This is a genomic window from Staphylococcus simulans, from assembly GCF_002902285.1.
GTDB classification, from domain to species: domain Bacteria; phylum Bacillota; class Bacilli; order Staphylococcales; family Staphylococcaceae; genus Staphylococcus; species Staphylococcus simulans.
Window position 1 is genome coordinate 65,729 of the sequence record NZ_PPRU01000031.1, and the last position, 22,104, is coordinate 87,832.

The window sequence follows — 22,104 nt, forward strand, 5'->3', positions numbered from 1 at the left end:
CTCCAAATTCTTAAATTGCTGTTAATGTTTCACGTAAAACTTCTTCAATTGTGAAACCACGATAATACTGCATCAGCAGTTCGTGTTCCTTCGCATGATGTTTAGCCATAGTATTCCCGATTTTTCGAGAAATCTCACAATGACTGGCAGAATTTCCTGTAAAAAGACGACCTTGTGTCCGTTCAGCAGTAAATAATTGAAACAAATCTGCTAAATCAGCTTTGGCTGTTTTAACATTAGCTTGATAGCCACCATATTTACCGCGAACTGTATCAATATAGCCTTGTTCCACTAACTTTCCTGTCACACGCCGTAATTGTACGGGATTAATACAAACTAACTCAGACAAAGCTTTACTTGAGAAACGTTCATCTGCATGTTTCGTTAAGAAAGCCAGCACATGTACCGCAATATTAAATTCTAAGTTCACAGTGTTCACCTTCTTAATGTAACTATTATAATTACATTTAACAATATTTTGAGAGAAAAATAAACAGTTTTGCTCATAATGGTTTATCAATGGGGTAAGACAGGTAATTATTCATAATAATAAAGTGAGTTATTTGATAAATAACATAGAAGATTGTGTAATGGACAAAGATTGTCCACTTATAACTGTATATTGAACTGTAGGAGATGGTAAACATGGATAAATCAACAAGAGTCTTGAATATCTTCACACGTTTGTTGAATGGGGAAACAGTTAGAAACTCAGATCTCTCTGATTTTGGGAATGTTAGTACGAAGTCGATTCAAAGGGATATTAGAACGATTAATGATTTTTTCTATGAAAGTGAATATTGGAATAATAGAAATACTGAGGTAGTACATAAAAAGGGCGGCTATGAATTAATCACGCATTCTAACAGTTTAAGCGGTTTAGCACTGTTAGGGCTTATGGTAAAAATTAAAAGCTTAACACCTATCTTGCATGTAGATGTGTATAACTTATTCAGAAGAGAAATACAGGGCATGCGTATTGAAGATAGAAAAGTTTTAAGTGAAATGTTGGATCATTTCAATAACCGGGATGAAACATTTCCAGGTGAAACTCTAATGTTAATCGAAAAAGCGATTAGTCAAAAATACTTAGTATGGATGAAATTCAAAGGACGTAATATTGAAGTGAAACCATTATCAACGATGTACATGCATTATGACTATTGGTTTACTTATGAATATGAAAAAACAGTTTATACCGAGCGCGTCCGTCTGATTGAAAATTTTATGGTTTCCAATCATAAGTTTGATGAAGTCAAAAGCAAAGAACTCGTCACGGTTGAAATTGATGAATCGAAAATGGCGTTGTTCCGCCAACAATATAAGATTGTCGAGGTGCTAGACCGTACACAGGATGGAAAAATCATAGTGAAAGTCGCTTGTACGGAATTAGATGCATACTATATTGCTTATCAAATGGCACCTTTAGCACGCATTTTAGAACCTCAAAAGTACATTGATAGCTTTATTGAGCGTATTAATCAAATCAAAAGTTGCTATGAGTAAACAAAAACAAAGCTAAGTAAACGGTAAGCAAGAAAGTTTAATAAAATGAAGATTTAAAAGTTATTATTTTGGAAAAACAAAAAAGATTGCATTACTGGACAATAATTGACCACCTAGATGTGTATAGTAAGATTTATTAAGTTTTTATTAGGATTGATTGAAGTATACAGAAAGGTGGAACATTGATGAATTTACAAGAAAAAAGTTTTATTGAATCACAAATCGCAAGCAAAGCAAAACAACCTGCGATTGCTTATGTATTATGGTTTTTCTTTGGAAGCTTAGGAGGACACCGTTTCTATTTCGGTAAAACGGGATCAGCTATTGGGATGATTGCGTTAACATTATTAACAGCTTGGTTTACATTTGGTATTCCAACGTTGATTTGGGTGATTGTGGATGCGTTCTTAATTCCAGGTTGGGTTGAAGCAGATAAAACAAGAGTAAGAAGAGAAGCAGAGAACGAAATACAATTGATGCAAGGTAGCCATTCATAAGTTATCTTTTATGGACAAGACAGCTACATAAAAGAAAAAAATAGAGTTAATAGACAAATGCCCCCTTACACACGGTAGAGTGAGGGGGTGTTTTTATATAAGTATGCTTGAAGAAAGATTCCATACTTGAATAACTAAATTGTTTTTTTAGTGCGATGTAATCTTTCTTCAATGACATCAATACGCATTTCGATAATATCTTTTTCTGCTTTAAGTACTTTAAGGTGTGCTTCTAAAACATCTGAAATTCTGTGCTTTATTCTCGTTAAGTTGTTCAACGTAATACTTAATTTTCTTGAGTGGCATATTGAGTAAACTTAAGCATTGAATTAAGCTGATAATTTCTATGTCTGTTTCAGAATATACACGTTGATTATTTGCATTTCTTTCAATATTCATCAATAAACCATGCTTTTCATAATAACGCAATTTACTCTTAGAGATATGTTTCATCTCAGAAACTTCTTGAATGGAGTACTTTTTCAAACAAATCACTTCCCTTAAACCATAGTTTAACCTGTAATCTATTGTATAGAAAATATATATGAGGTGAAAGTATGGAAAACTTTACTGATATTCTAAATAGTAGAAAGTCTGTAAAAGGGTTCGATCCGGAGTTTAAAATTTCAAAAGAAGAAATGAATGAGATATTGGAAAAAGCTGCGACAGCACCTTCTTCAGTGAATATGCAGCCATGGAGAGTTGCTGTGGTTGAAAGTGATGAAGCTAAAGCGAAATTAAGACCACTCGTTCAATTCAATACGAACCAGAACGACACATCCTCTGCGATGCTCGTTATCTTTGGCGACTTGCAATGCTATGAGAATGCAGAATATATCTATGATAGTGCAGTTGAAAAAGGTATGATGCCACAAGAAGTCAGAGACCAAATCCTGCCACTCGCAAAGAACGGTTATAAAAGTTTAACGCGAGAACAAATGAGTGACATTGTCAAAATCGATAGTAGTTTAATGGCTATGCAATTGATGTTAATTGCGAAACAACATGGTTATGATACGAATCCGATTGGTGGATTTGAAGCGGATCAAATTGGTGAAGCCCTAGGCTATCCATTAGAACGTTATGTACCTGTAATGATCATCGCAATTGGTAAACAAGCTAAAGCACCACGTGATTCATTTAGAATGCCAAATGAAAAATTTGTTGAGTTCCAATAAGAAGTATAAGCTGTCAGTGTAAAAACTGGCAGTTTTTTTGTTATGTATGATCTATATAAAAGGAAGCGGATCAACCCTTGGTTAGTTATTTAAAGATGTACCAAAAAAGACCCTTACACTTTATAAAATTCTTTGATTTTACAGAAAAACTTAGTTAAAATAAAGTAAATTCACATTAGGGGGCATTTGATGGGTTTTAGTACAGAATTAAAAGAAGAAATTGTAAAAGGTGTAGTATCTGGTTATAAGAATTATATTGAGGTTAGGAAAGAAGCATTTCAGACACTGGTTATTAGTGGTGGATACGCATATATAAAAGGTAATCATATTGAGGACCAAGTGGCAAAAAAAACCAAAAATCTTATTGAGGGTCATACCAAGCAAAAAGCTGGTCCTACATGGGAGTATTTAAAGTTTTATTCTGGGAGGATAAATAATAAAGAAGGTTGGTACTTCATAATAAAAAATGAACAATATTTTAATAAAGATAATGTAACTTTTGGAAAAACAGCTTTAAATGATTCAGGAAATAGCGAAAAGAAATATTTAAGAGAGCTAATTGATCAGAATAAAAATGTAGATTTTGAAAGATTACAAGATGAAATAGGTAGAGATCATCAGCTGGAATTATTTAATTTTGAGAAAAACAGAGATATTAATACTAGCCCTTCTTTTGATATAATTACTTATGATATTGATGCTGAATCCAAACAACTCATTGCTATTAAAATATGGGTACCGAACCCGCATAATAATAAAGCGGTTTGATTGGAAGATTTAACGCCTATATTAGAAAAGGTAGTTAAAGAGGAAGAAGACTACTTGATTTCAGATGAGGAGTTACAAGTTCTTCAACAAATTAATGATAAAGAAGAAGAGTTAGTAGATGCTCAACATATATTCGGATTTGAAGTTGATGATGAAGGCGAGGATGAAGAGTCTTCTGATTAAGAAAAGGTGAAAAAATGTTTATAGGTAAAAACTTAGAAAATATTAGATTGCTAAAGGGGCTTAGCAGAAAAAATTTAGCTGAAAGTATTCAAATTAGTGAACAGGCAGTTTGGCAATACGAAGTTAAAAATATGATGCCTGAAATCAATAAAATTTATGATCTATCTAGAGAATTTAATGTTAAAACCTCATATTTTTTAACCGAACCAAAAGAAGAATTTCATAAAGAAAGTGTAGATAAACATGCAATTGCATTTAGAGCAAGTAATCAGTATGTATCAACTAAACATTTAAACAAACAATTTTATCAAGCGATTTATCTTACAAACCTTACAGATTATCTATTTTCATTCATTAAGTCGCCTTATATGTATATTGTAGATGTGGTAGATGAGGTAGAGAAAATTACTAAACAAGATGTTACTAACAGAGTGATAATTAAACGTGTTGCTCAAAAGGCTCGAGAATTACTTTTAAAAGATAAATATAATCAGGAATTGCTTTTTACTTTAGAAAAAGCAGGGGTTATTATATATGAGAAAAGTATAGATAAAGATGCAGATGCATTTAGTTTTTGGTCGGAAGCAGGCGTCCCTTATATTATTTTGGGTAGTAATAAAGGTGTTGCAGTAAGAAGAAATTTTGATATTGCTCATGAATTGGGACATTTACTCTTGCATAAGCATATTCAATTTGACTTATTAACGCACGAAGAACATAAAGAGATTGAAAATGAAGCTAATATTTTTGCTTCAGAATTTTTATTGCCAGAACAAGATTTTAAAGAAGATTTTGGAAAGATACCCAAAAAATCTAATCCAGATTACTTTAAAGTATTAAAAGAAAAATGGTATGTCTCTATTCAAGCGATGGGAATGCGTGCCTATTATTTAGATTTGATTACGAGTTCGCAATATCGTTATTTTTGGAGTTCAATTTATAAGAAGAATTATAAAGTGATGGAACCTTTAGATGATGAAATTAAACTTATGCATCCTGTGAAAATGAATAGTTTGTTAGATTTACTATTTAAAAAGAAAGTTATTACACCACAAAAGTTGTTGGATAATTTACAGGTAGAACCAGAATTTTTAAAAGAGATTGCTAATATCGATTATAAGTTATTTGATAAATATATAGAGAAAGAAAGAGAAGAACAAAAAGAAAGCTTGATGAATGATTTCATAGATATATCCAATTATCGTTCTAAATAAGAAGTATAAGCTGTCAGTGTGAAAACTGGCAGTTTTTTTGTTATGTATGATCTATATAAAAGGAAGCGGATCAATCATTGGTCGATCCATTGCTTCCTATCATGCTATGTTCGTAAGACATGATGAACAGTTGCAACGAAGACATCTTTTGAATAAAAGTACCTTTTATTGCCTCTGGGAGAGAAAGGCTTGATAACACCATCCTCTATCCACTCTTCGAGCAGACCTTGAGGATAGCCAGCCTCCACCAATTCGTCTTCGTCAGTAATAAGTTGATCCCAAGCGAAATTAATATCCTCAAGATCTACTGCACTATCAGAAGCTTCAAATTGTTCCACTATATCACCCTTTCTGCATCGATATAAGTATGGATTATAGGGCTTAGCGGAAGAGGCCTGTTTGCACAAATCTCTCCAATATACGGATACCCATTTTTATTATTATTAATTTGAAAATAACCTTTTCATTTAAAATTCTACTTATAATTATATTGTTTTAGTTTTGAAATAAGGTTTGACTAGTGTGGCTATTTCTTCAACTTTAGTTGTATAATCCTCATCATTTTTAGTAACTGATTCAATAACAATACCTAAAACTGCACTCGTTAAGAAAACTAAGATAGTTTGAACTGAGATGTTGTGCATTTGTAAGTAAGCATGATTAAGTTTAGGCTCTACTAGTTCAGTAATGACAGAACCTAGTCGTGTAAGAAATAGATTAGAGACTGGACTTTTATAAAGTTTTATAAAAACAACCTTATTTTTATGAATAAAGTTAAAGCCATTCAGTATGCCTTGTTTGAAGTTTTCAGGCGTACTTTCTGAAGCGGCTTGGCGCATTGCTTGGGTATAGTCATTCATAATTTCATCTATTACTTCAAATTTGTCTGAAAAATGATTGTAGAATGTACGTCTACTAATACTTGTTTGTTCGCAAATCATAGTTACAGTGATGGTTTCAAAGGAGTGTGTATCTAAGAGGCCTAATAAAGTAGATTTAATTTGTTCCATTGTATACTTTGTTCTTTTATCCATGTTTATCCTCTTTCTGCACAAATTGTATATAAGTGTGCAGAACTTTCGAGTAAAGTTCTGCTTTAGAATTCATTCCTTCATATAACCAGTCTATAGTTGAGATTACAAGTTTTCATTATAACGTAATTTCAAAAGAAAAAGGGAGGAATTCATAATGAAAGCAGCCGTTTGGTATGGCGAAAAAGATATTAGAGTTCAAGAGAGACAATTAAAAGAAATGAGCAGTGATGATGTCAAAGTGAAAGTGGCTTGGGCAGGTATTTGCGGTTCAGACTTGCACGCATATTTGCATCCAGACTCAGTACCGATGGAGAGAGGAACTGTGCTTGGACATGAATTTTCAGGTGTAGTAGAAGAAGTAGGTTCAGATGTTACAGAGCTTAAAAAAGGCGATCGTGTTTGTATTTATCCAATGATGTTCGAAAATCAAGAGAATGCATTATATGAACGCTTTGTTACTTTAGATGCGGTTGGTGCACAGATTGATGGAGGATTTGCTGAATATACAATCATTCCGCAGAATTCTGTATTCAAAGTACCAGAAGAGCTATCATTAGAACGAGCAGCATTGGTAGAGCCGGCATCTGTTGCGTATCAAGCTGTTAAAGATGCTGGAATTAAAGAAGGGGATATTGTGACTGTCTATGGTGCTGGGCCAATCGGTCTGTTCTCTATTGCGGCCGCAAAAGCACAAGGCGCAAAGCAAGTAATCGCAATTGATATTGCTGAAGAACGTTTGAAAATAGCTGAAGCAATGGGTGCAGATACAACGATTGATTCTACAAAAACAAATCCAGTAGAGGCCATTAGAAAAATGTATCCAGAAGGTGCAGATGTGAGTATAGAAGCAGCCGGTGTGGCAGATACATTTACACAATCCATTCAATCTACACGTGTAAGAGGCACAGTCATGATTGTAAGTTTCCACACGCAAAGTTTAGAATTCAATGTACCGCAAAACTTATTGTTTACGGGTGTAAATATTATGGGTTCTGTTGGATATGGTAATGACACATACAATCAAGTTATGAATGAATTAGCTTCCGGTGCATTAGCGTCAGAACCTATCATTACTAGTAAAATCACTTTAGACCATATTAAAGAAGATGGTTTTGAAAAATTGATTCAAGATAAGTCGCAAGAAAAAATCTTAATCCAACTCAATACGATAGACTAAGTTCCTATTTATATAGTAATAAGTTCAAAGGAGGATGAGCATGTAATGCTTGTGCTCCTTTTTAATTAGTCTAAAATAATACATAAACGTTCAATAAAGAGGAAGGATCAAACAAATGAAAATAGGAGTCATTTCAGATTTACATATCGATCGCCCTTCTGATTATACTGAAGCACAATATACAGAACATTTAGCACAGCTTGTTAAACAAGAGCAATTAGATTTGTTAGTGATTGCTGGAGATATTTCGAATGATCATCAACAATCATATATCTTCATCCAACAAATGGAAGTATTAACAGGTATAGATGTACGTTTTATTCCGGGCAATCATGATTATTGGTCAACAGATGGTACGTCTACACAAGTGATTCATGATTTCTTTATGAGTAAGCCGGAACAATTGATGGGCAATCCTTACATTATTAATGATGAATGGGCAATTGTCGGAAATAGCGGTTGGTATGACTATAGTTACGCAAATCCTAAATATAGCTTAGATTATTTAGAACGCAGACGCTTTAAAGGTGCAACGTGGCAAGATAAAGTTCATGTTGATTGGGGAATGCCGGATAGAGAAGTATCTCGTAAAGCTGCTGAACTGGCAGAAGCGGATATGAAAAAGGTTCAAGGTAGAAATATTATTTTGATTACACATGTGGTGACGGATCCTAGTTTTAAAGTGCCGATGCCGCATCGTATTTTTGATTACTTCAACGCATTTATCGGAACTTCTGACTTTATGAAGTTATATCAAGACTATCCCATACGCTATAGTTTGATGGGACATGTTCATTTCAGAGGAAGTATCACAAAGGATAATATCCATTATAGTTGTGTTTCATTAGGCTACTTCAGAGAGTGGCGGACAAAAGATATTGATAAAGAAATGCGTCATGCATTACAGGTGATAGAAATATAAAGGAGATTATCATCATGAATGAACTGTTGGGTTTCATATGGAACATTTTAAAAATCATTGTGTTTGGTGTTTATTTTATAGTAGCAGTTGGAGCAATGCTGAAGTTGTATCTGAAATTGATAGATTTTTATAAGACGCATTTAAGTCGAGTGTTTCTTGGAAGAGAAAATAGTGATAGTACAAGATGGTTGGTTTTAATTATTTCTATTACTTTAGCGTTTCTTTCCTTTATCTTAATGACATATATTATTGCGAAAGTTATAGGTAATGGCGTACTTTTCCTATTCTTTTTAGCTGGTTTGTATTTTATATTTCGATATTATCAACAAAGTAAAGAAAACAATAAGAGTATGTAGTTAGTGTGATAGAGGATGGAAGAGAAGCGGTTTTGAAATTGAAAATGTAAGGCAAATCCAGGGGTTATAAGGCTTTTGCGCACAAGAATCATTATTAAAATATCCGGAAATCAAGGGTTTCAAACATTTCAATATAGTAATAAAGAGATAACAAAGGAAAAGAAGAACGGCGTTTTAACCCCGTCTTCACAGTACTTACAAGGTAGTAATATTTCAGTAACTATATTACATGCAAAATACATTTGTTTACAAAACAATTATACGCCTTTATTTAGTGTACTTCACGTGTTACCTTTAGTCTTGTAATTTTGATTGAGAGAAAAACGAAAAACGTATTAACGAATCAATAAAATTTTTAAGGACGGGAGTTTACATGATGAATAAATTAGTAACAGCTACTATTGTAGGTTTGGGAGTTTCTTCAGTAGGATTTATCAGTCACCACGCAGACGCAGCTGAAAATAACCAAGTTGCACCGCAACAAACACAACAAGCACAACAGACAGCAGATCAGACTAAAGGTTATTCATATGGATCATACTTCACGAAAGATACACAAGGTAATTACCACCACACATTAGATGGCAATTGGGACCAATCAATGTTTGATAATAAAGAATATCAATTCACTATCGTAGATGAAGCAGGGGCAACACACTATTTCTATTTCCCACAAAGTTTATTAAACCCTAGCTACCAATACGATGACAATAACTATTCAGCAAATGCATCAAATTCAGATGTTCAAGCAAATGGTTATGACGTAAATGAAGCACCATCAGCAGAAGATATCGCAAACAATCCAAACAAAGCTTCAGAAAATAACGCAACTTATAACAACAATACATCAAACGCACAATACGAAAACACATATAACCAATCACAAGATAATACAACATATGCACCTGCACAAAACGCTACATCTGATGCAGGTACAGCACAAAATGTTGAAGCTACACAAGCACCAGCACCACAAACAACACAAGCTAATGCTGCAGCTCAAGGACAACAAGGCGGCGGCTCAACACAAGGTTCTGACCAAGCAGCACAAACATCTGGTGACAGTGCACCTTCTAACCAAGCAGACGGTGCAACAGCACAAGATGCAGGTTGGTTAACTAAACATCCTAAGATCCAACCATATGGTCAATATCACGGTGGCGGCGCTCACTATGGTGTAGACTATGGTATGCCTGAAAACACACCTGTTTACTCATTAACAGACGGTACAGTAACACAAGCTGGCTGGAGTAACTATGGTGGCGGTAACCAAGTTACAATCCAAGAGAAAAACAGCAATAACTATCAATGGTATATGCACATGAACAGCTTAAATGTACAACAAGGACAAGATGTTAGTGCTGGTGACCAAATCGGTCTATCAGGTAGCACTGGTAACTCAACTGCACCACACTTACACTTCCAACGCATGCAAGGTGGCGTAGGTAACCAATACAGTGTGAACCCAGACAGCTACATCAACAGCAGAGCATAATTATTAACTTATAGTTCGATATCATTAATCATATTTTATAACCTTTTCACGTTATCTCTGAAGCTTATTCGGAGATAACGTTTTTTATTTGTTTTAGTTCCGATTGAAGCTTTTTTTATTTGATAAATGCGTAACTACAGGGAGTATAAGGAGGCGTTAAGTATAAAAAATGTACTAAGGGGGTAGAGAGAAATAGAAAGAGGGGATGTTAGTTATGAAAACAAGAGCAGCGGTATTATATGAAATGGGAAGTGAGCAGCCTTATAGTCAATCGCAACCACTGAAAGTTGAAGAACTTGAACTAGACGAACCTCGTGCACACGAAGTACTTATAAAAATTCATGCTGCGGGTCTATGTCATTCGGATTTATCAGTGATTAATGGCAGTCGCCCTAGACCTATGCCAATGGCGTTGGGACATGAAGCTGCTGGAGAAGTTATACAAACTGGCAGTGATGTGCTTGGCTTCGAAAAAGGAGACCATGTCGTTTGCGTCTTCATACCAAGTTGCGGACATTGTCTCCCGTGTCGTGAAGGAAGACCAGCATTGTGTGAGAACGGTGCAGAATCGAATGAAAAAGGTGAAATGTTAGAGGGTGGTATTCGTTTATCTAACAACCAAGGTGAAGTTCACCATCACTTAGGGGTTTCAGGCTTCGCAGAATACGCAGTTGTCTCTGAAAACTCAATCGTCAAAATAGACAAAGAGATTCCGTTTGAACGTGCGGCAGTCTTTGGTTGTGCAGTAATTACAGGAATAGGTGCTGTTATGAACACAGCGCAAATCAGACCAGGCAGTAACGTCGCGATTGTTGGACTCGGTGGTATTGGTTTAAATGCTATTATTGGAGCTAGACTTGCAGGCGCTAATGAGATTATTGCTTTGGATATTAATGAAAACAAATTTGATATTGCTAAAGAATTAGGCGCGACAGCAGTATTTAATTCTAAAGATGAAGATATAGTAGATAAAATAAAATCATATGTGGATGGCGGTGTAGAATATGCATTTGAAACAGCAGGAGTCACACTAGCAATGGAAACTGCATACGCTATTACTAAACGTGGAGGCACAACTGTTACGACAGGATTGCCAGATCCAAGTCAACAATTCGCCTTTCCACAAGTAACGCTAGCTGCTGAAGAAAGAACAATTAAAGGATCTTATGTTGGCAGTTGTGTTCCAGATAGAGATATACCACGTTTTACTAATCTTTATCAAAAAGGACGTTTAAATATCGATCCATTAATAAGTAAAACATTAACTTTAGATGAGATTAACGAAGGATTTGACGAACTCGCAAATGGTGATGCGGGACGTATCATTATTAAAATGAACTAGTCATCGTATTATGTTTTACGTGAAACTTTGAAGTACTTCAGGGTAACTGAGGTACTTTTTTAGTTTTCTTTAACAACTTTACAGTTTCTTAAAACGTTTTATGTAGAAAATTATCAAAGTTTTAAATATAATTGAATTGTGAAAAAGATTTATCGGAGGAAGGAATATGGGGAAATACTGTACAACATGTAAAAATGCGTTACAGTCTAGTGAAGCTTTTTGTACTCAATGTGGTACACCAAGTCAATTTTCTCGTTCGGAGGTCATACATCAACAAAAAGATCATGGCAGAATTAAAACTTTCGTTTGGTGTAGTGTACTCGTATTAGTATTCTTAGCTCTGGTCGCTGGACTATTCTATGGTGTGTTGGCATTTTGGTCGAATCAAGTTGGTAAAGCACAACCTAGAGCGTCACATTTACCACCTACGCATAAAGTAGAGATTGATGTGAACTCACCAATGTTCAGTCAAGGTTATATGCATGCGCCTAATACAGAGGGGTATGAAGGTTTTGAAATAGGGGAAACCAAAAGTGCGATAGAGAGAGAATATGGTCGTGCAGAAGGTGCTAAAACAATTGATGGCAAGAAAGCTGAATTATATGGCAATATCGGTGTCAGTTATAATTCAAACAATCAAGTCAGTCATGTGTTTGTAGTACCTGGAAAAATGACAAAAGATGACTTCACAGATTTTCATAATGGGCCTGATGAAATTTCAAATGGCAATTGGTATTACGATACAGATAAAGCCAACGGCTTTTCAATCAAAGTCTATACTTCAAAACATGATATAGAAGCCATTGAAAACATCATGCAGAGATAGATTCAAAACAGTAGAAGTACGAAATAGTACATAAGATAAAGCGCCTGAACAAAGAGTTCATGGCGCTTTTTTAGCATTAAAGGTCAGACTGACGTTTGTCTGAAGTAAGAGATACGGACGTCTTATAAACCTCGATTTATCGCGATTTGTAAGTATGTATCTTTAAAAGGGCAGTACTAATTTTTTGAATGATGGTTTGAATGATAAAAGCAATAATAAGATACAAAAAGTTCCACTTACCTTATCGCAAGTGGAACTTTTTTATCTATATGAAACCCATTCGGGTGTTATGCAAATTGTGATATTAATCGATTCGTTGTATTGTTCTTATTTTTTACGTTTGATACCGATTTGACGACCAAGTTCTTTAGGTTGGTCTAATCCTTCTTTATCTACTAGTTCAGCATCTTGTTCAATATTTTGTGCGATGTCTTCAGGGAAGGGTGCTGGGCGACCTGAGTCTGTATCAATGCCCATTAACATGACTTCGTATGTGGCACATACATCTTGTGCTTGATCATACAGTGTCATGAATGCATGAAGACGTTTCGCATCATGATCGACAAGTTGTACAGTCACCGTCAAATCTTCATCTTTGTTAACTTCTTTTTGATACGTTTCATGATTTTCTAAAGTGAAGACTGTGTAATGACGGCGCTCGATTTCAGCTTCGCTTAAACCTAAGTAAGCGAGATATGCATCTGTCGCATTACTGAAAACACGGTTGTATTCTGCATCGTTCATATGATTATTATGATCGAGCCATTCGTCTTTTACTGTCACTTGATACGTAAAGAGTTGTGTCATGAATTTATACCCCCTGTGATTGAGGTTGACGTTTCTTCATACCTGGTGTTTCAGTTGGCCAATATTCTTGCGCAAGTTTTTTCACTTTCACTAAGAATTCATTACGTTTTTGGTCAAGTTCTGACATTGTGTAACCTTGTGAACTTGTTTCGCATCCTTCTACAACTGCGTTGTATAAATCAGTTGTTAATTCTGGCGCAACTAATTTAGTCCAAGGTTTCTTAAGTGCTGGACCGAATTGTTTCAACATGTGACGCATACCGCCATTACCACCAGCTAAGTGGAATGTCATGAATGGACCATATTGTGCGTAACGTAAGCCTGCTGCGTGAGTGAAGGCTTTATCTACTTCTTCAGTAGTTGCGATACCTTCATTAACGATGTGTAATGATTCACGCCATAAAGCTTCCATAAGACGGTCCGCAATGTGTCCTTCGATTTCGTTACGGACATGTAAGACGTCCATACCGATACCTTCATAAAGTTCTTCAGCTTTTACAACTGTGTCTTCTGCAGTTTCTTTACCTGGTACAATTTCAACTAACGGTAAGATATAAACAGGATGGAAAGGATGTGCTACAACTAAACGCTCTGGATGTTTTAATCCTTCTTGCAGTTCAGTTGGCATAATACCTGAAGTACTTGAACCGATAATTGCATCAGGACGTGCATAAGTGTCGATTTCTTTTAAGACACTTGCTTTGATTTCTTCAACTTCTGGTACATTTTCTTGAATCAAGTCTGCATCTTTCACAGCTTCATCTAAGTGTGGTGTGAAAGTCAGATTATCTAAAGATGCACCTTCTGCTAATCCCATTTCTTCAGCGTATGGCCAATTTTGTTTGATTTGTGCCATCATTGCTTCTTGTGCGCCTTCACCTGGGTCAGTTGCGATCACTTCGTGACCATGCGCAAGCATGCGAGTGATCCAGCCACTGCCGATAACGCCTGTTCCTACTACTGCAAATTTCATTTTAATTGTCTCCTTTTGGCTGAGTTAAATTGTATTTTTCACGCGCTTCTTGCGGTGTCATAGGTTCCATATCTAAACCTTTTAAGATTTCTACTGCTTTTTCTACTAGTTCTTCGTTTGTCGCTTTAACACCTTTTGATAAATAGATGTTATCTTCTAAGCCGACACGTACGTTGCCGCCGCGTTTCGCAGCTTCTTCTACTGTTGGCAACTGCATTTTACCGATACCGAATGCTGACCAATGAGCATTTTCTGGTAAACGTGTTTTGAAGTATTCAATCGTTTCTGCATCATTGTCTGCACCCCATGGAATACCTAGGCAGAATTGATACATTGGTTCACCTTCGATTAAACCTTCAGAAACTAATTGGTTCGCAAAACGGATATGACCGCTATCGAAACATTCTAATTCAGGTTTTACACCTGCATCTTTGATTAATTGTGCTTGACGGCGTAACCAATCTGTCGGGCTGATATAAACCATATCTCCGAAGTTGACACTACCGCAGTCTAGTGTACAAATTTCTGGTAATAATTCTCCAACTGGCTCATGACGTTCATCTGGTGTTTGGATATCTGAACCTTCTCCAGCTTGGTAAGGGTTCTGCATATCTGGGATGAAGTCGCCACCGCCGCCTGCAGTAATATTAATCACAATATCTTCATCTGCTTCACGGATTAAACGTACTGCTTCTCTATATAATTCAACATCATGGCTTACGCCACCTGTTTCTGGATCTCTTGCATGAATATGTGCCACTGTTGCGCCTGCACGTGCACATTTAATTGCGGCATCCGCAATCTCTTCAGGTGTTACGGGTACATGTTTATTTTTTTCTGTTGTGTCGCCAGCGCCTGTAATTGCTGCTGTTAACATTACTTTTTTCATGGACTATTTATCCCTCCGAGTTTCAGTTATTTTTTTCAACGGTTGTTAGTGTACCAACTGGACGGTTTTATTTCAACCCCCTTTGTTTAAGAAAAATAAAAAAAGAGAGTCTCTTTTTTGTAAGAGCCTCTCATGACAAGGGTTGTACCTCTATTTATTTGTTGCTTAATTCTTTTAAACGATCTAAGACAGCTTCTCGCATGTCTTCGTCGATAGATGTTAAACCGAAAATTTCAGATAGCCATAAGCCATCTACAGCTAAACGATAAATCGTCGCATCCACTGCGTCTAAACCATCCGATTCAATATGGTTTTGCCAATCTTGATAGGTTTCTTGTAGGGGACCGAGTAAATTACGATCATTACCTTGTGCTGCTAGAATGGCAGAAGTCACAGCTTTGTTTTCTTTACGATGTTCACGTGTTGCCTCAATAAAGGCATGGAGCCATTTACTTTCTTTTTTGTTATCAATATAATGATTAACATTTTCTTTATAAAGTTCATTCGCATGGTCCACTAGACCTTGAATTAAGGCTTGTTTGGTATTGAAATGATAGAGGAGTCCGCCTTTACTCACTTCTGCACGTTGTGCTACGGCATCAAGTGTTAAGGCACTGACACCTTGTTCATTCACAATATCGGCTGCTGCTCGTAATAACATCTCTCGCTTTTGATTCTTAGCCATTATTTCACCACTTTCTATATAGCTAGGTAGTTTTAACGCTTCACTATTAATTTTAGCGTAAAACTTCACAGAAACAAGTTTAACCCTGAGTTATTGCTTTAAATAGGGGGTTACACCTATATGGACGCTTATTTTATACCCTGATACCTATATGTATAAATAAAAAACCAAGCTCTATATCAGAACTTGGCATCTATTTAAAAGATTAATTGAATGACTGCGATGATTATTAATATACTGATAATCCATTTTTGAACGACACTTGGTAATTTCTTACCAATCATTAAACCAATCGGTGCGAAGATAATACTACCAATGACTAAAGGAATCGCATCTGCGATAGGAATAAAGTCTTGGAAGAGTTTAATCACAAAGGAACCGATAGATGAGATAAATGCGATTACGATACTGTTTGCGACGACGGTATTCATCGGTAATTTAAAGAATACGAGCAAGACTGGAATAATCATGAACGAGCCACCTGCACCAACAATACCAGAAATGGCCCCGATACCAATGCCGAATAAGATGAGTAACATACGGTTTAAGTGTGGTGTGCCTTCTTGCGGTTTCACTTTAATGAATAATAACACCAACGCAAGAATTGCGACCACGATATAAACAATATTTACTGCAGTCGTACTGAACCATTGTGTAAAGAAAGCGCCGACTGTACTCCCGATCAGCGTGCTGGCACCCATGTACAGTACGAGTTTTAATGAGAATTCTGGATTGCTTTTCGCTTTAATCGAACCGCTGAGTGTACTGAAGAATACTTGGCTGGATGCGAGTCCTGAAGCGAGATAAGGTGTGTAAGTGTGAAGACCTAAAAGGCTCGGAATGATTAGAATAGCGGGATAGATAATAATTGCGCCACCTATACCGACCATTCCAGAAACTAAACCGCCAAATACCCCGATAAGGAGCATCGTAATTAAAGTCACGATATCCATTATTTACTTTTCACAAGCAAGTTGATTGCTTCTTCAATTAAGGCTTGTGAATCTTCGTTATTATCTTCTGCTGCTTTAACGCATTCTACTAAATTTTCGCTGACAATTACTGCCATTAAGCGTTGTAATGCGCTTTTAGAAGAACTTAATTGTGTAATAACATCCTTACAATCTTTATCTTCTTCCATCATTTTCACGACGCCATTCAATTGTCCTTGTAAACGTTTAATACGATTAATCATTTTTTGATCATAATTCATTCATAATACCCCCATATTAAGACTGAGTAGTTTTATTGTAGTTGGAAAAAGAATTTTTGTCAAATACCCCCTAGGGCATTTGACATTTATCCTGAAAGGCTTTAAGATACCCCTATAGGTATTTTTGAAAGGGAGGCAACACGGGAGTATATGAAAACACAACACATTAATGAATTCAGTAATCAAGATTTTGAACGTTTAGCAAAAGATGGACAATTAATCGATGTCAGAACACCTGAAGAATACGCAGACGGGCACATTAAAGGTGCGGAATTATATCCAGTCGATCAAATAGAACAGTTCGATAAGAAGAAAGATAAAACGTACTATATTTATTGTAGAAGCGGTAAACGCAGTCTAAAAGCTGCAGAGTATCTAGACAAACAAGGTTATGACGTTGTAAATCTAGATGGCGGTTATGTGGCTTATAGTGAAGGTGACGATAATACAGAAGTTAAAGAAAGTACAGAAATGAAAGTAAAAGATAACCGCAAACAATTAAACTACAGTGGCTTACAATGTCCTGGTCCTATCATGAACTTAAGCCAAGAAATGAAACAACTTAAACCAGGTGATCAAGTTGAAGCAACAGTTACTGACCCAGGTTTCTACAGTGACATTCAAAGCTGGGTGAAACAAACAGGTAATACCCTAGTACGTATTAACCAAGATGACGAAAAAGTCACAGCAATTATTCAAAAAGAAGAACCAAAAGCAATGGAAGTTTCACATTCCGCAAACGGTACAACAATCGTGTTATTCAGCGGAGAACTTGATAAAGCATTAGCTGCGTTGATTATCGCAAATGGTGCGAAAGCAGCAGGTCGTGACGTTTCAATCTTCTTCACATTCTGGGGATTAAATGCGTTGAAGAAAGAAAATCCAGCGAACGTGAAGAAAAAAGGTATCGCAAAAATGTTCGATATGATGTTGCCGAAATCACCAGTGAAAATGCCGTTATCTAAAATGAACATGTTCGGCTTAGGCAACTTAATGATGCGTTATGTCATGAAAAAGAAAAATGTGGATTCTCTTCCAGCATTACTAGATAAAGCAATCGAACAAGATATTAAATTGATTGCCTGCACAATGAGTATGGATGTCATGGGCATTGAAAAAGAAGAATTACGTGACGAAGTGTCATACGGCGGTGTAGGAAGCTATATCGGTGACACACAAAACGCAAGCCATAACTTATTTATCTAAAGAGAGACAAAACACAAATAAGTAAAGGAGTTTTAGAATGTTTTTCAAACAATTTTATGATAATAAATTATCACAAGCCTCTTATTTAATCGGTTGTCAACGTACAGGAGAAGCAATGATTATCGATCCAGTACGTGACTTATCTAAATATATTGAAGTCGCAGATGATGAAGGCTTCACAATTACTAAAGCAGCTGAAACACACATTCACGCTGACTTCGCATCAGGTATCCGTGATGCAGCTGAACGCTTAAACGCACAAGTGTATGTCTCAGCTGAAGGCGGAGAACAATTCGGCTACAAAAATATGCCTGAAAACACAACATTTGTGAAAGACCATGATCATATTGATGTAGGTAACATTGATATTGAAGTGTTATTCACACCAGGTCATACACCAGAAAGTATCAGTTTCTTACTCACTGATAAAGGCGGTGGCTCTTCAGTACCGATGGGTCTCTTTACTGGTGACTTCATCTTCGTAGGCGATATCGGTCGTCCAGACCTATTAGAAAAAGCAGCACAAGTTGAAGGCACAACTGAAAAAGGTGCGAAACAAATGTATGATTCTATTCAATCAGTGAGTGAATTACCAGACTATATTCAAATCTGGCCAGGTCATGGTGCAGGCAGTCCTTGTGGTAAATCACTAGGTGCTGTCCCAACATCTACACTCGGTTATGAACGTGTAAATAACTGGGCATTCAATGTGAATGACAAAGAAGCATTCGTGAAACAACTCACTTCAGAACAACCTGATCCACCACATCATTTCGGTCATATGAAATATATCAACCAAATGGGAACAGACTTATATACACCATATGATGTATATCCAAGTCTAGATTCAGACCGTCTCGCATTCGACGTACGTTCACGCTCAGCGTATCATGGTGGTCATGAATACGGCACAATCAATATTCCATTTGATAAAGGCTTCATTAACCAAATCGGTTGGTATCTTGACTACGACAAAGACATCGATTTAATCGGTGACCGCGACTTAGTACAACAAGCAGCTTACCAACTTCAATTAATCGGTTATGATCGTGTCGCAGGTTATCGATTACCGAAATACGATGTCATGACACCTTCTGTACACAGTGCAGACATGACAGGTAAAGAAGAAAATGTATTAGACGTACGTACAAATGATGAATGGGATGCAGGTCATCTTGACCAAGCGAAACACATCAAACACGGTAAATTACTAGATGCGGATGTTCCATTTGATAAAGACGCACCGATCTATGTACATTGCCAATCAGGTGTACGTAGTTCAATCGCAGTTGGCATCTTAGAAAATAAAGGCTTCACAGATGTGATCAACGTAAGAGAAGGCTACCAAGCAATTCCAGATTCTCTTAAAAAATAAGTAATCATTGCATAGGTAAAATCCAGTCTAACCGAGCACTCGTTTAAGGGTGTTCGGTTTTTTAGTTGTTTTGACAGAGATAAAAGAGACTTGTAAGATAGATTAAAGAAAATAATGAAGAAAGAGTGAAGATTATGTCTCAAAAACGCAACGATTTATTAGCAGTCGCAGAACAATTGTTTTATGAATATGGATTCAACGGTGTCGGATTGAAACAGATTATTCAAGAAGCGAACGTTGCGACAATGACATTGTATAATCACTTTGATTCAAAAGAGAAGTTAGTAGAAGCGGTTTTAAAACAACGTGAAGCGCGCTATTGGGAATATTTAGATGAGTATACAAAAACTAAACAAGTACAACCTCTAACCTGTATTGTGAAAGCTCATTGTAAGTGGCTGAAAGATTATTCTTATAAAGGTGATATGTTCTTAAGAGCGATTGAAGATTACGCTGAAAGTAATCAAGACATTGTTTCTATTGCTAGAGGACATAAACAACGTTTATTAGATTATTTAGAGCACCTCACTGCAGAACAAGGATTAGAAGATCAAGAAGCATTAGCGATTCAATATGCATTACTATTAGAAGGCACAACTTCTATGACCGCATTAGTCGGTGTGGATAAAGCAACAGATCACGCATTACGTATTGCGGAGATGTATTTAAGGGAAGCAGCATACAAATAGAATTTAAAAAGATAAGACTTCAGCATTTAAAAAATGCTGATTTTCTTTTACACTAAAATAGAATGAACGTTATATCTAAAAGGAGAGAAGTTTATGAGGTTTTCTAAGCTGGTTATACCTGGTATTTTAATGATAGCTGTGACATATGGGCTGGGTCGGTTCAGCTTTGGTTTGTTTTTACCAGATATTTCACAAGATTTAAGTCTGACACCGACACAGGCTGGTTTAATTTCATCACTGTTCTATTTATCTTATTGTTTCTCCATTATCTTTGCGACATTTAAAACTGATAAAGTCGGGCCGAAAAATATGATTATGGCCGCAGGTTTATCAGTATTAATCGGACTTATTTTAATTGGTATCTCACCTAATTTAATGATTCTTGCCTTAGGTGTGTTATTTGCGGGTGCTAGTACAGGATTCGTCTCACCACCTTATGGTTATGTGATTTCATTATGGATTAAATTAGAGGAACAAAGTAAAGCGAACACTTGGATTAACTCAGGTACAAGTATTGGTTTGATGCTTGCTGGAGTCACTGCAATGATCGCATTTTTAGATTGGAGAACGATGTATCTCTCTTATGCAGTACTCGCGCTTATTATGTTGGTGTGGAACTTTATAATTATTCCAAGTTTAAATCAACCTCTTGAAATTTATACAGGTTCATTTAATTTATTAGATGTTAAAAATGGCAGTCGTATTGCTTTAGCTTCTACCTTGCTAGGTATTGCGACTGCACCATTTTGGACATTCTCTAAATCTTTCGTTCAAGCCACAGATCTTTATACAAACTTTCAACTCTCTATTTTCTGGATTTTAATTGGGGTCTTCGGCATTATTGGAGGTGTTTCAGGCAACATCATTGAGCAAAAAGGCATACGTTTTGCTTATAATTTAGGTGTGATTGCGATTTCTGCCGCATCCATTTTACTCGCACTTGCGCAGTTGTTATGGATTACACCTTTTATTGCCTCTTCTTTATTTGGCATTAGCTATATTTTCTTAACAGGTGTACTAATGGTTTGGGGCATTCGTGTCTATGTTAGAAATGCGTCAATCGGTATCGGCATTCCTTTCTTACTCCTGGCAGTCGGACAAGTAATCGGTTCTATCCTAGCAGGACCACTAATTGTTTTCCTAAACTACAAAGCAACCTTTGTTGTATTTGGTTTAATCAGTTTAAGCGCGCTATGGATTTATCCTAAATTTAAACTCAAAGATAACCCAGTGCCAGAAGCAGAATACAGTAAATTGCAAGAAGATAATAAACATGTGTTGAAGGATTTTGAGGAAGAATAAAAAAAGAGAGTCGTGCTTATATGTTAGGTGTATGCATATATACTATGATAATTATTTGCTTTTCAATTAAAGTTTGGTGTAAATATGAGTAATCTAAAAAACTGAAAGCAGTGATATAAGCTAAATCGTATATTTTAAAGGGGCTGTTATAAAATTAAAAAACAAGTGTTTTGTAGTGTTATTATAAGCTGAAAATTTTAAAAATGAGAATTGATGATTTTGATTTATATCATAGGCTTGGGTACTTAAGGCATCAAACTACTGTATGTAATAGCCGAACATAAAATAATATGGGAGAATAAATGACTGTTCTTGTTTGATTAACTTGATTAATAAACATATGTTGATTTTAGAATGAAAATTTCAAAGCATAAAGTGTAATCAACTTTTTAATTCTAATATTTAACATAATATTATATACTTTTCGAGAATAATGACACTTCAACCAAAATATCAAAGTTCAAAAT

The 22,104-nt window shown here is 35.9% G+C and carries 26 protein-coding genes; 16 read left to right on the top strand and 10 right to left on the bottom strand.

Annotation, left to right across the window (positions count from 1 at the left end):
- Positions 1 to 10 precede the first annotated feature (10 nt).
- A complete protein-coding gene (gene hypR, locus CD112_RS07790; RefSeq protein WP_002480215.1) occupies positions 11 to 430 on the bottom strand; it encodes a redox-sensitive transcriptional regulator HypR in 420 nt (139 codons plus the stop codon).
- Between the two features lie 215 nt (positions 431 to 645).
- Here hypR and CD112_RS07795 point away from each other — a divergent pair, with 215 nt between their 5' ends.
- Together CD112_RS07795 and CD112_RS07800 are read left to right on the top strand one after the other, a co-directional pair.
- Positions 646 to 1,506 (top strand): WYL domain-containing transcriptional regulator, encoded by an 861-nt coding sequence (locus CD112_RS07795; RefSeq protein ID WP_103364112.1) that lies wholly within the window; start codon positions 646 to 648, stop codon positions 1,504 to 1,506.
- A 185-nt stretch (positions 1,507 to 1,691) separates the two neighbouring features.
- The gene (locus tag CD112_RS07800) at positions 1,692 to 2,003 is read left to right on the top strand and encodes a TM2 domain-containing protein (protein ID WP_002480213.1); all 312 of its coding nucleotides are present in this window, start codon (positions 1,692 to 1,694) and stop codon (positions 2,001 to 2,003) included.
- Positions 2,004 to 2,222: 219 nt separating this feature from the next.
- Here CD112_RS07800 and CD112_RS07805 read toward each other — a convergent pair whose 3' ends face one another.
- The gene (locus tag CD112_RS07805; protein ID WP_231911554.1) at positions 2,223 to 2,489 is read right to left on the bottom strand and encodes a MerR family transcriptional regulator; all 267 of its coding nucleotides are present in this window, start codon (positions 2,487 to 2,489) and stop codon (positions 2,223 to 2,225) included.
- A 71-nt stretch (positions 2,490 to 2,560) separates the two neighbouring features.
- Between CD112_RS07805 and CD112_RS07810 the strand changes: the two genes are divergently transcribed.
- The 4 genes from CD112_RS07810 to CD112_RS07825 all read left to right on the top strand — a co-directional run bounded on the left by CD112_RS07810 (position 2,561) and on the right by CD112_RS07825 (position 5,346).
- Complete coding sequence (locus tag CD112_RS07810; RefSeq protein ID WP_002480211.1) at positions 2,561 to 3,181, top strand: nitroreductase family protein; 621 nt, start codon at positions 2,561 to 2,563, stop codon at positions 3,179 to 3,181.
- A gap of 189 nt (positions 3,182 to 3,370) precedes the next feature.
- Positions 3,371 to 3,949, top strand: a complete 579-nt coding sequence (locus CD112_RS07815) for a spr1630 family ClpXP-sensitive toxin (RefSeq protein WP_103364113.1) — start codon at positions 3,371 to 3,373, stop codon at positions 3,947 to 3,949.
- Entirely contained in the window at positions 3,950 to 4,132 is a 183-nt protein-coding gene (locus CD112_RS07820; RefSeq protein ID WP_060803806.1) for a hypothetical protein, read from the top strand.
- Positions 4,133 to 4,146: 14 nt separating this feature from the next.
- Entirely contained in the window at positions 4,147 to 5,346 is a 1,200-nt protein-coding gene (locus CD112_RS07825) for a spr1629 family repressor/antitoxin (RefSeq protein ID WP_023014819.1), read from the top strand.
- A gap of 104 nt (positions 5,347 to 5,450) precedes the next feature.
- On the opposite strand, the gene CD112_RS07830 is transcribed toward CD112_RS07825, so the two are convergent.
- A complete protein-coding gene (locus CD112_RS07830; protein ID WP_103364114.1) occupies positions 5,451 to 5,684 on the bottom strand; it encodes a hypothetical protein in 234 nt (77 codons plus the stop codon).
- A gap of 147 nt (positions 5,685 to 5,831) precedes the next feature.
- On the bottom strand, positions 5,832 to 6,380 hold the full coding sequence (locus CD112_RS07835) for a TetR/AcrR family transcriptional regulator (protein WP_002480209.1): 549 nt from the start codon (positions 6,378 to 6,380) through the stop codon (positions 5,832 to 5,834).
- A 154-nt stretch (positions 6,381 to 6,534) separates the two neighbouring features.
- Between CD112_RS07835 and CD112_RS07840 the strand changes: the two genes are divergently transcribed.
- The 6 genes from CD112_RS07840 to CD112_RS07865 all read left to right on the top strand — a co-directional run bounded on the left by CD112_RS07840 (position 6,535) and on the right by CD112_RS07865 (position 12,498).
- Positions 6,535 to 7,557 (top strand): zinc-binding dehydrogenase, encoded by a 1,023-nt coding sequence (locus CD112_RS07840; RefSeq protein ID WP_070463070.1) that lies wholly within the window; start codon positions 6,535 to 6,537, stop codon positions 7,555 to 7,557.
- Between the two features lie 115 nt (positions 7,558 to 7,672).
- Positions 7,673 to 8,479 carry a metallophosphoesterase gene (locus tag CD112_RS07845; protein ID WP_023014816.1) on the top strand — a complete coding sequence of 269 codons (807 nt, stop codon included), beginning with the start codon at positions 7,673 to 7,675 and terminating at the stop codon, positions 8,477 to 8,479.
- 14 nt (positions 8,480 to 8,493) lie between these two features.
- On the top strand, positions 8,494 to 8,835 hold the full coding sequence (locus CD112_RS07850; RefSeq protein WP_070463066.1) for a hypothetical protein: 342 nt from the start codon (positions 8,494 to 8,496) through the stop codon (positions 8,833 to 8,835).
- 373 nt (positions 8,836 to 9,208) lie between these two features.
- Positions 9,209 to 10,330 (top strand): M23 family metallopeptidase, encoded by a 1,122-nt coding sequence (locus tag CD112_RS07855; RefSeq protein ID WP_002480205.1) that lies wholly within the window; start codon positions 9,209 to 9,211, stop codon positions 10,328 to 10,330.
- Positions 10,331 to 10,544: 214 nt separating this feature from the next.
- A complete protein-coding gene (locus tag CD112_RS07860; protein WP_060803812.1) occupies positions 10,545 to 11,672 on the top strand; it encodes a zinc-dependent alcohol dehydrogenase family protein in 1,128 nt (375 codons plus the stop codon).
- A 166-nt stretch (positions 11,673 to 11,838) separates the two neighbouring features.
- Positions 11,839 to 12,498 (top strand): hypothetical protein, encoded by a 660-nt coding sequence (locus CD112_RS07865; protein ID WP_060803813.1) that lies wholly within the window; start codon positions 11,839 to 11,841, stop codon positions 12,496 to 12,498.
- 327 nt (positions 12,499 to 12,825) lie between these two features.
- Here CD112_RS07865 and CD112_RS07870 read toward each other — a convergent pair whose 3' ends face one another.
- From CD112_RS07870 to cstR, 6 genes are all read right to left on the bottom strand, one after another.
- Entirely contained in the window at positions 12,826 to 13,305 is a 480-nt protein-coding gene (locus tag CD112_RS07870) for a thioesterase family protein (protein ID WP_070463063.1), read from the bottom strand.
- Between the two features lie 4 nt (positions 13,306 to 13,309).
- Positions 13,310 to 14,278, bottom strand: a complete 969-nt coding sequence (locus CD112_RS07875; RefSeq protein ID WP_002480199.1) for a 3-hydroxyacyl-CoA dehydrogenase NAD-binding domain-containing protein — start codon at positions 14,276 to 14,278, stop codon at positions 13,310 to 13,312.
- Between the two features lies 1 nt (position 14,279).
- A complete protein-coding gene (locus CD112_RS07880; RefSeq protein WP_023014809.1) occupies positions 14,280 to 15,167 on the bottom strand; it encodes a beta-keto acid cleavage family enzyme in 888 nt (295 codons plus the stop codon).
- A 154-nt stretch (positions 15,168 to 15,321) separates the two neighbouring features.
- The gene (locus CD112_RS07885) at positions 15,322 to 15,852 is read right to left on the bottom strand and encodes a TetR/AcrR family transcriptional regulator (RefSeq protein WP_070463058.1); all 531 of its coding nucleotides are present in this window, start codon (positions 15,850 to 15,852) and stop codon (positions 15,322 to 15,324) included.
- Positions 15,853 to 16,049: 197 nt separating this feature from the next.
- Entirely contained in the window at positions 16,050 to 16,805 is a 756-nt protein-coding gene (locus tag CD112_RS07890; RefSeq protein ID WP_070463055.1) for a sulfite exporter TauE/SafE family protein, read from the bottom strand.
- Entirely contained in the window at positions 16,805 to 17,065 is a 261-nt protein-coding gene (gene cstR / locus CD112_RS07895; protein WP_002480195.1) for a persulfide-sensing transcriptional repressor CstR, read from the bottom strand. Before cstR ends, CD112_RS07890 begins: the two co-directional genes overlap by 1 nt.
- 150 nt (positions 17,066 to 17,215) lie before the next feature.
- Here cstR and CD112_RS07900 point away from each other — a divergent pair, with 150 nt between their 5' ends.
- The 4 genes from CD112_RS07900 (at position 17,216) to CD112_RS07915 (ending at position 21,637) form a co-directional block, all read left to right on the top strand.
- Positions 17,216 to 18,271, top strand: a complete 1,056-nt coding sequence (locus CD112_RS07900) for a DsrE/DsrF/DrsH-like family protein (protein ID WP_103364115.1) — start codon at positions 17,216 to 17,218, stop codon at positions 18,269 to 18,271.
- 37 nt (positions 18,272 to 18,308) lie between these two features.
- Positions 18,309 to 19,646 (top strand): persulfide dioxygenase-sulfurtransferase CstB, encoded by a 1,338-nt coding sequence (gene cstB, locus CD112_RS07905; protein WP_103364116.1) that lies wholly within the window; start codon positions 18,309 to 18,311, stop codon positions 19,644 to 19,646.
- Between the two features lie 134 nt (positions 19,647 to 19,780).
- Positions 19,781 to 20,335, top strand: coding sequence for a TetR/AcrR family transcriptional regulator (locus CD112_RS07910; RefSeq protein WP_023014806.1), 555 nt, complete (start codon positions 19,781 to 19,783; stop codon positions 20,333 to 20,335).
- A 93-nt stretch (positions 20,336 to 20,428) separates the two neighbouring features.
- Positions 20,429 to 21,637: an MFS transporter gene (locus CD112_RS07915; protein ID WP_023014805.1), complete on the top strand. Its 1,209-nt coding sequence runs from the start codon at positions 20,429 to 20,431 to the stop codon at positions 21,635 to 21,637.
- Positions 21,638 to 22,104 lie beyond the last annotated feature (467 nt).

Excerpts from the sequence above, each read along its gene's own strand:
- CD112_RS07795 (WP_103364112.1), top strand. The coding sequence starts at position 646 with ATGGATAAATCAACAAGAGTCTTGAATATCTTCACACGTTTGTTGAAT.
- CD112_RS07800 (WP_002480213.1), top strand. The coding sequence starts at position 1,692 with ATGAATTTACAAGAAAAAAGTTTTATTGAATCACAAATCGCAAGCAAA.
- CD112_RS07810 (WP_002480211.1), top strand. The coding sequence starts at position 2,561 with ATGGAAAACTTTACTGATATTCTAAATAGTAGAAAGTCTGTAAAAGGG.
- CD112_RS07815 (WP_103364113.1), top strand. The coding sequence starts at position 3,371 with ATGGGTTTTAGTACAGAATTAAAAGAAGAAATTGTAAAAGGTGTAGTA.
- CD112_RS07825 (WP_023014819.1), top strand. The coding sequence starts at position 4,147 with ATGTTTATAGGTAAAAACTTAGAAAATATTAGATTGCTAAAGGGGCTT.
- CD112_RS07835 (WP_002480209.1), bottom strand. The coding sequence starts at position 6,380 with ATGGATAAAAGAACAAAGTATACAATGGAACAAATTAAATCTACTTTA.
- CD112_RS07840 (WP_070463070.1), top strand. The coding sequence starts at position 6,535 with ATGAAAGCAGCCGTTTGGTATGGCGAAAAAGATATTAGAGTTCAAGAG.
- CD112_RS07845 (WP_023014816.1), top strand. The coding sequence starts at position 7,673 with ATGAAAATAGGAGTCATTTCAGATTTACATATCGATCGCCCTTCTGAT.
- CD112_RS07850 (WP_070463066.1), top strand. The coding sequence starts at position 8,494 with ATGAATGAACTGTTGGGTTTCATATGGAACATTTTAAAAATCATTGTG.
- CD112_RS07855 (WP_002480205.1), top strand. The coding sequence starts at position 9,209 with ATGATGAATAAATTAGTAACAGCTACTATTGTAGGTTTGGGAGTTTCT.
- CD112_RS07860 (WP_060803812.1), top strand. The coding sequence starts at position 10,545 with ATGAAAACAAGAGCAGCGGTATTATATGAAATGGGAAGTGAGCAGCCT.
- CD112_RS07865 (WP_060803813.1), top strand. The coding sequence starts at position 11,839 with ATGGGGAAATACTGTACAACATGTAAAAATGCGTTACAGTCTAGTGAA.
- CD112_RS07870 (WP_070463063.1), bottom strand. The coding sequence starts at position 13,305 with ATGACACAACTCTTTACGTATCAAGTGACAGTAAAAGACGAATGGCTC.
- CD112_RS07875 (WP_002480199.1), bottom strand. The coding sequence starts at position 14,278 with ATGAAATTTGCAGTAGTAGGAACAGGCGTTATCGGCAGTGGCTGGATC.
- CD112_RS07880 (WP_023014809.1), bottom strand. The coding sequence starts at position 15,167 with ATGAAAAAAGTAATGTTAACAGCAGCAATTACAGGCGCTGGCGACACA.
- CD112_RS07885 (WP_070463058.1), bottom strand. The coding sequence starts at position 15,852 with ATGGCTAAGAATCAAAAGCGAGAGATGTTATTACGAGCAGCAGCCGAT.
- CD112_RS07890 (WP_070463055.1), bottom strand. The coding sequence starts at position 16,805 with ATGGATATCGTGACTTTAATTACGATGCTCCTTATCGGGGTATTTGGC.
- cstR (WP_002480195.1), bottom strand. The coding sequence starts at position 17,065 with ATGAATTATGATCAAAAAATGATTAATCGTATTAAACGTTTACAAGGA.
- CD112_RS07900 (WP_103364115.1), top strand. The coding sequence starts at position 17,216 with ATGAAAACACAACACATTAATGAATTCAGTAATCAAGATTTTGAACGT.
- cstB (WP_103364116.1), top strand. The coding sequence starts at position 18,309 with ATGTTTTTCAAACAATTTTATGATAATAAATTATCACAAGCCTCTTAT.
- CD112_RS07910 (WP_023014806.1), top strand. The coding sequence starts at position 19,781 with ATGTCTCAAAAACGCAACGATTTATTAGCAGTCGCAGAACAATTGTTT.
- CD112_RS07915 (WP_023014805.1), top strand. The coding sequence starts at position 20,429 with ATGAGGTTTTCTAAGCTGGTTATACCTGGTATTTTAATGATAGCTGTG.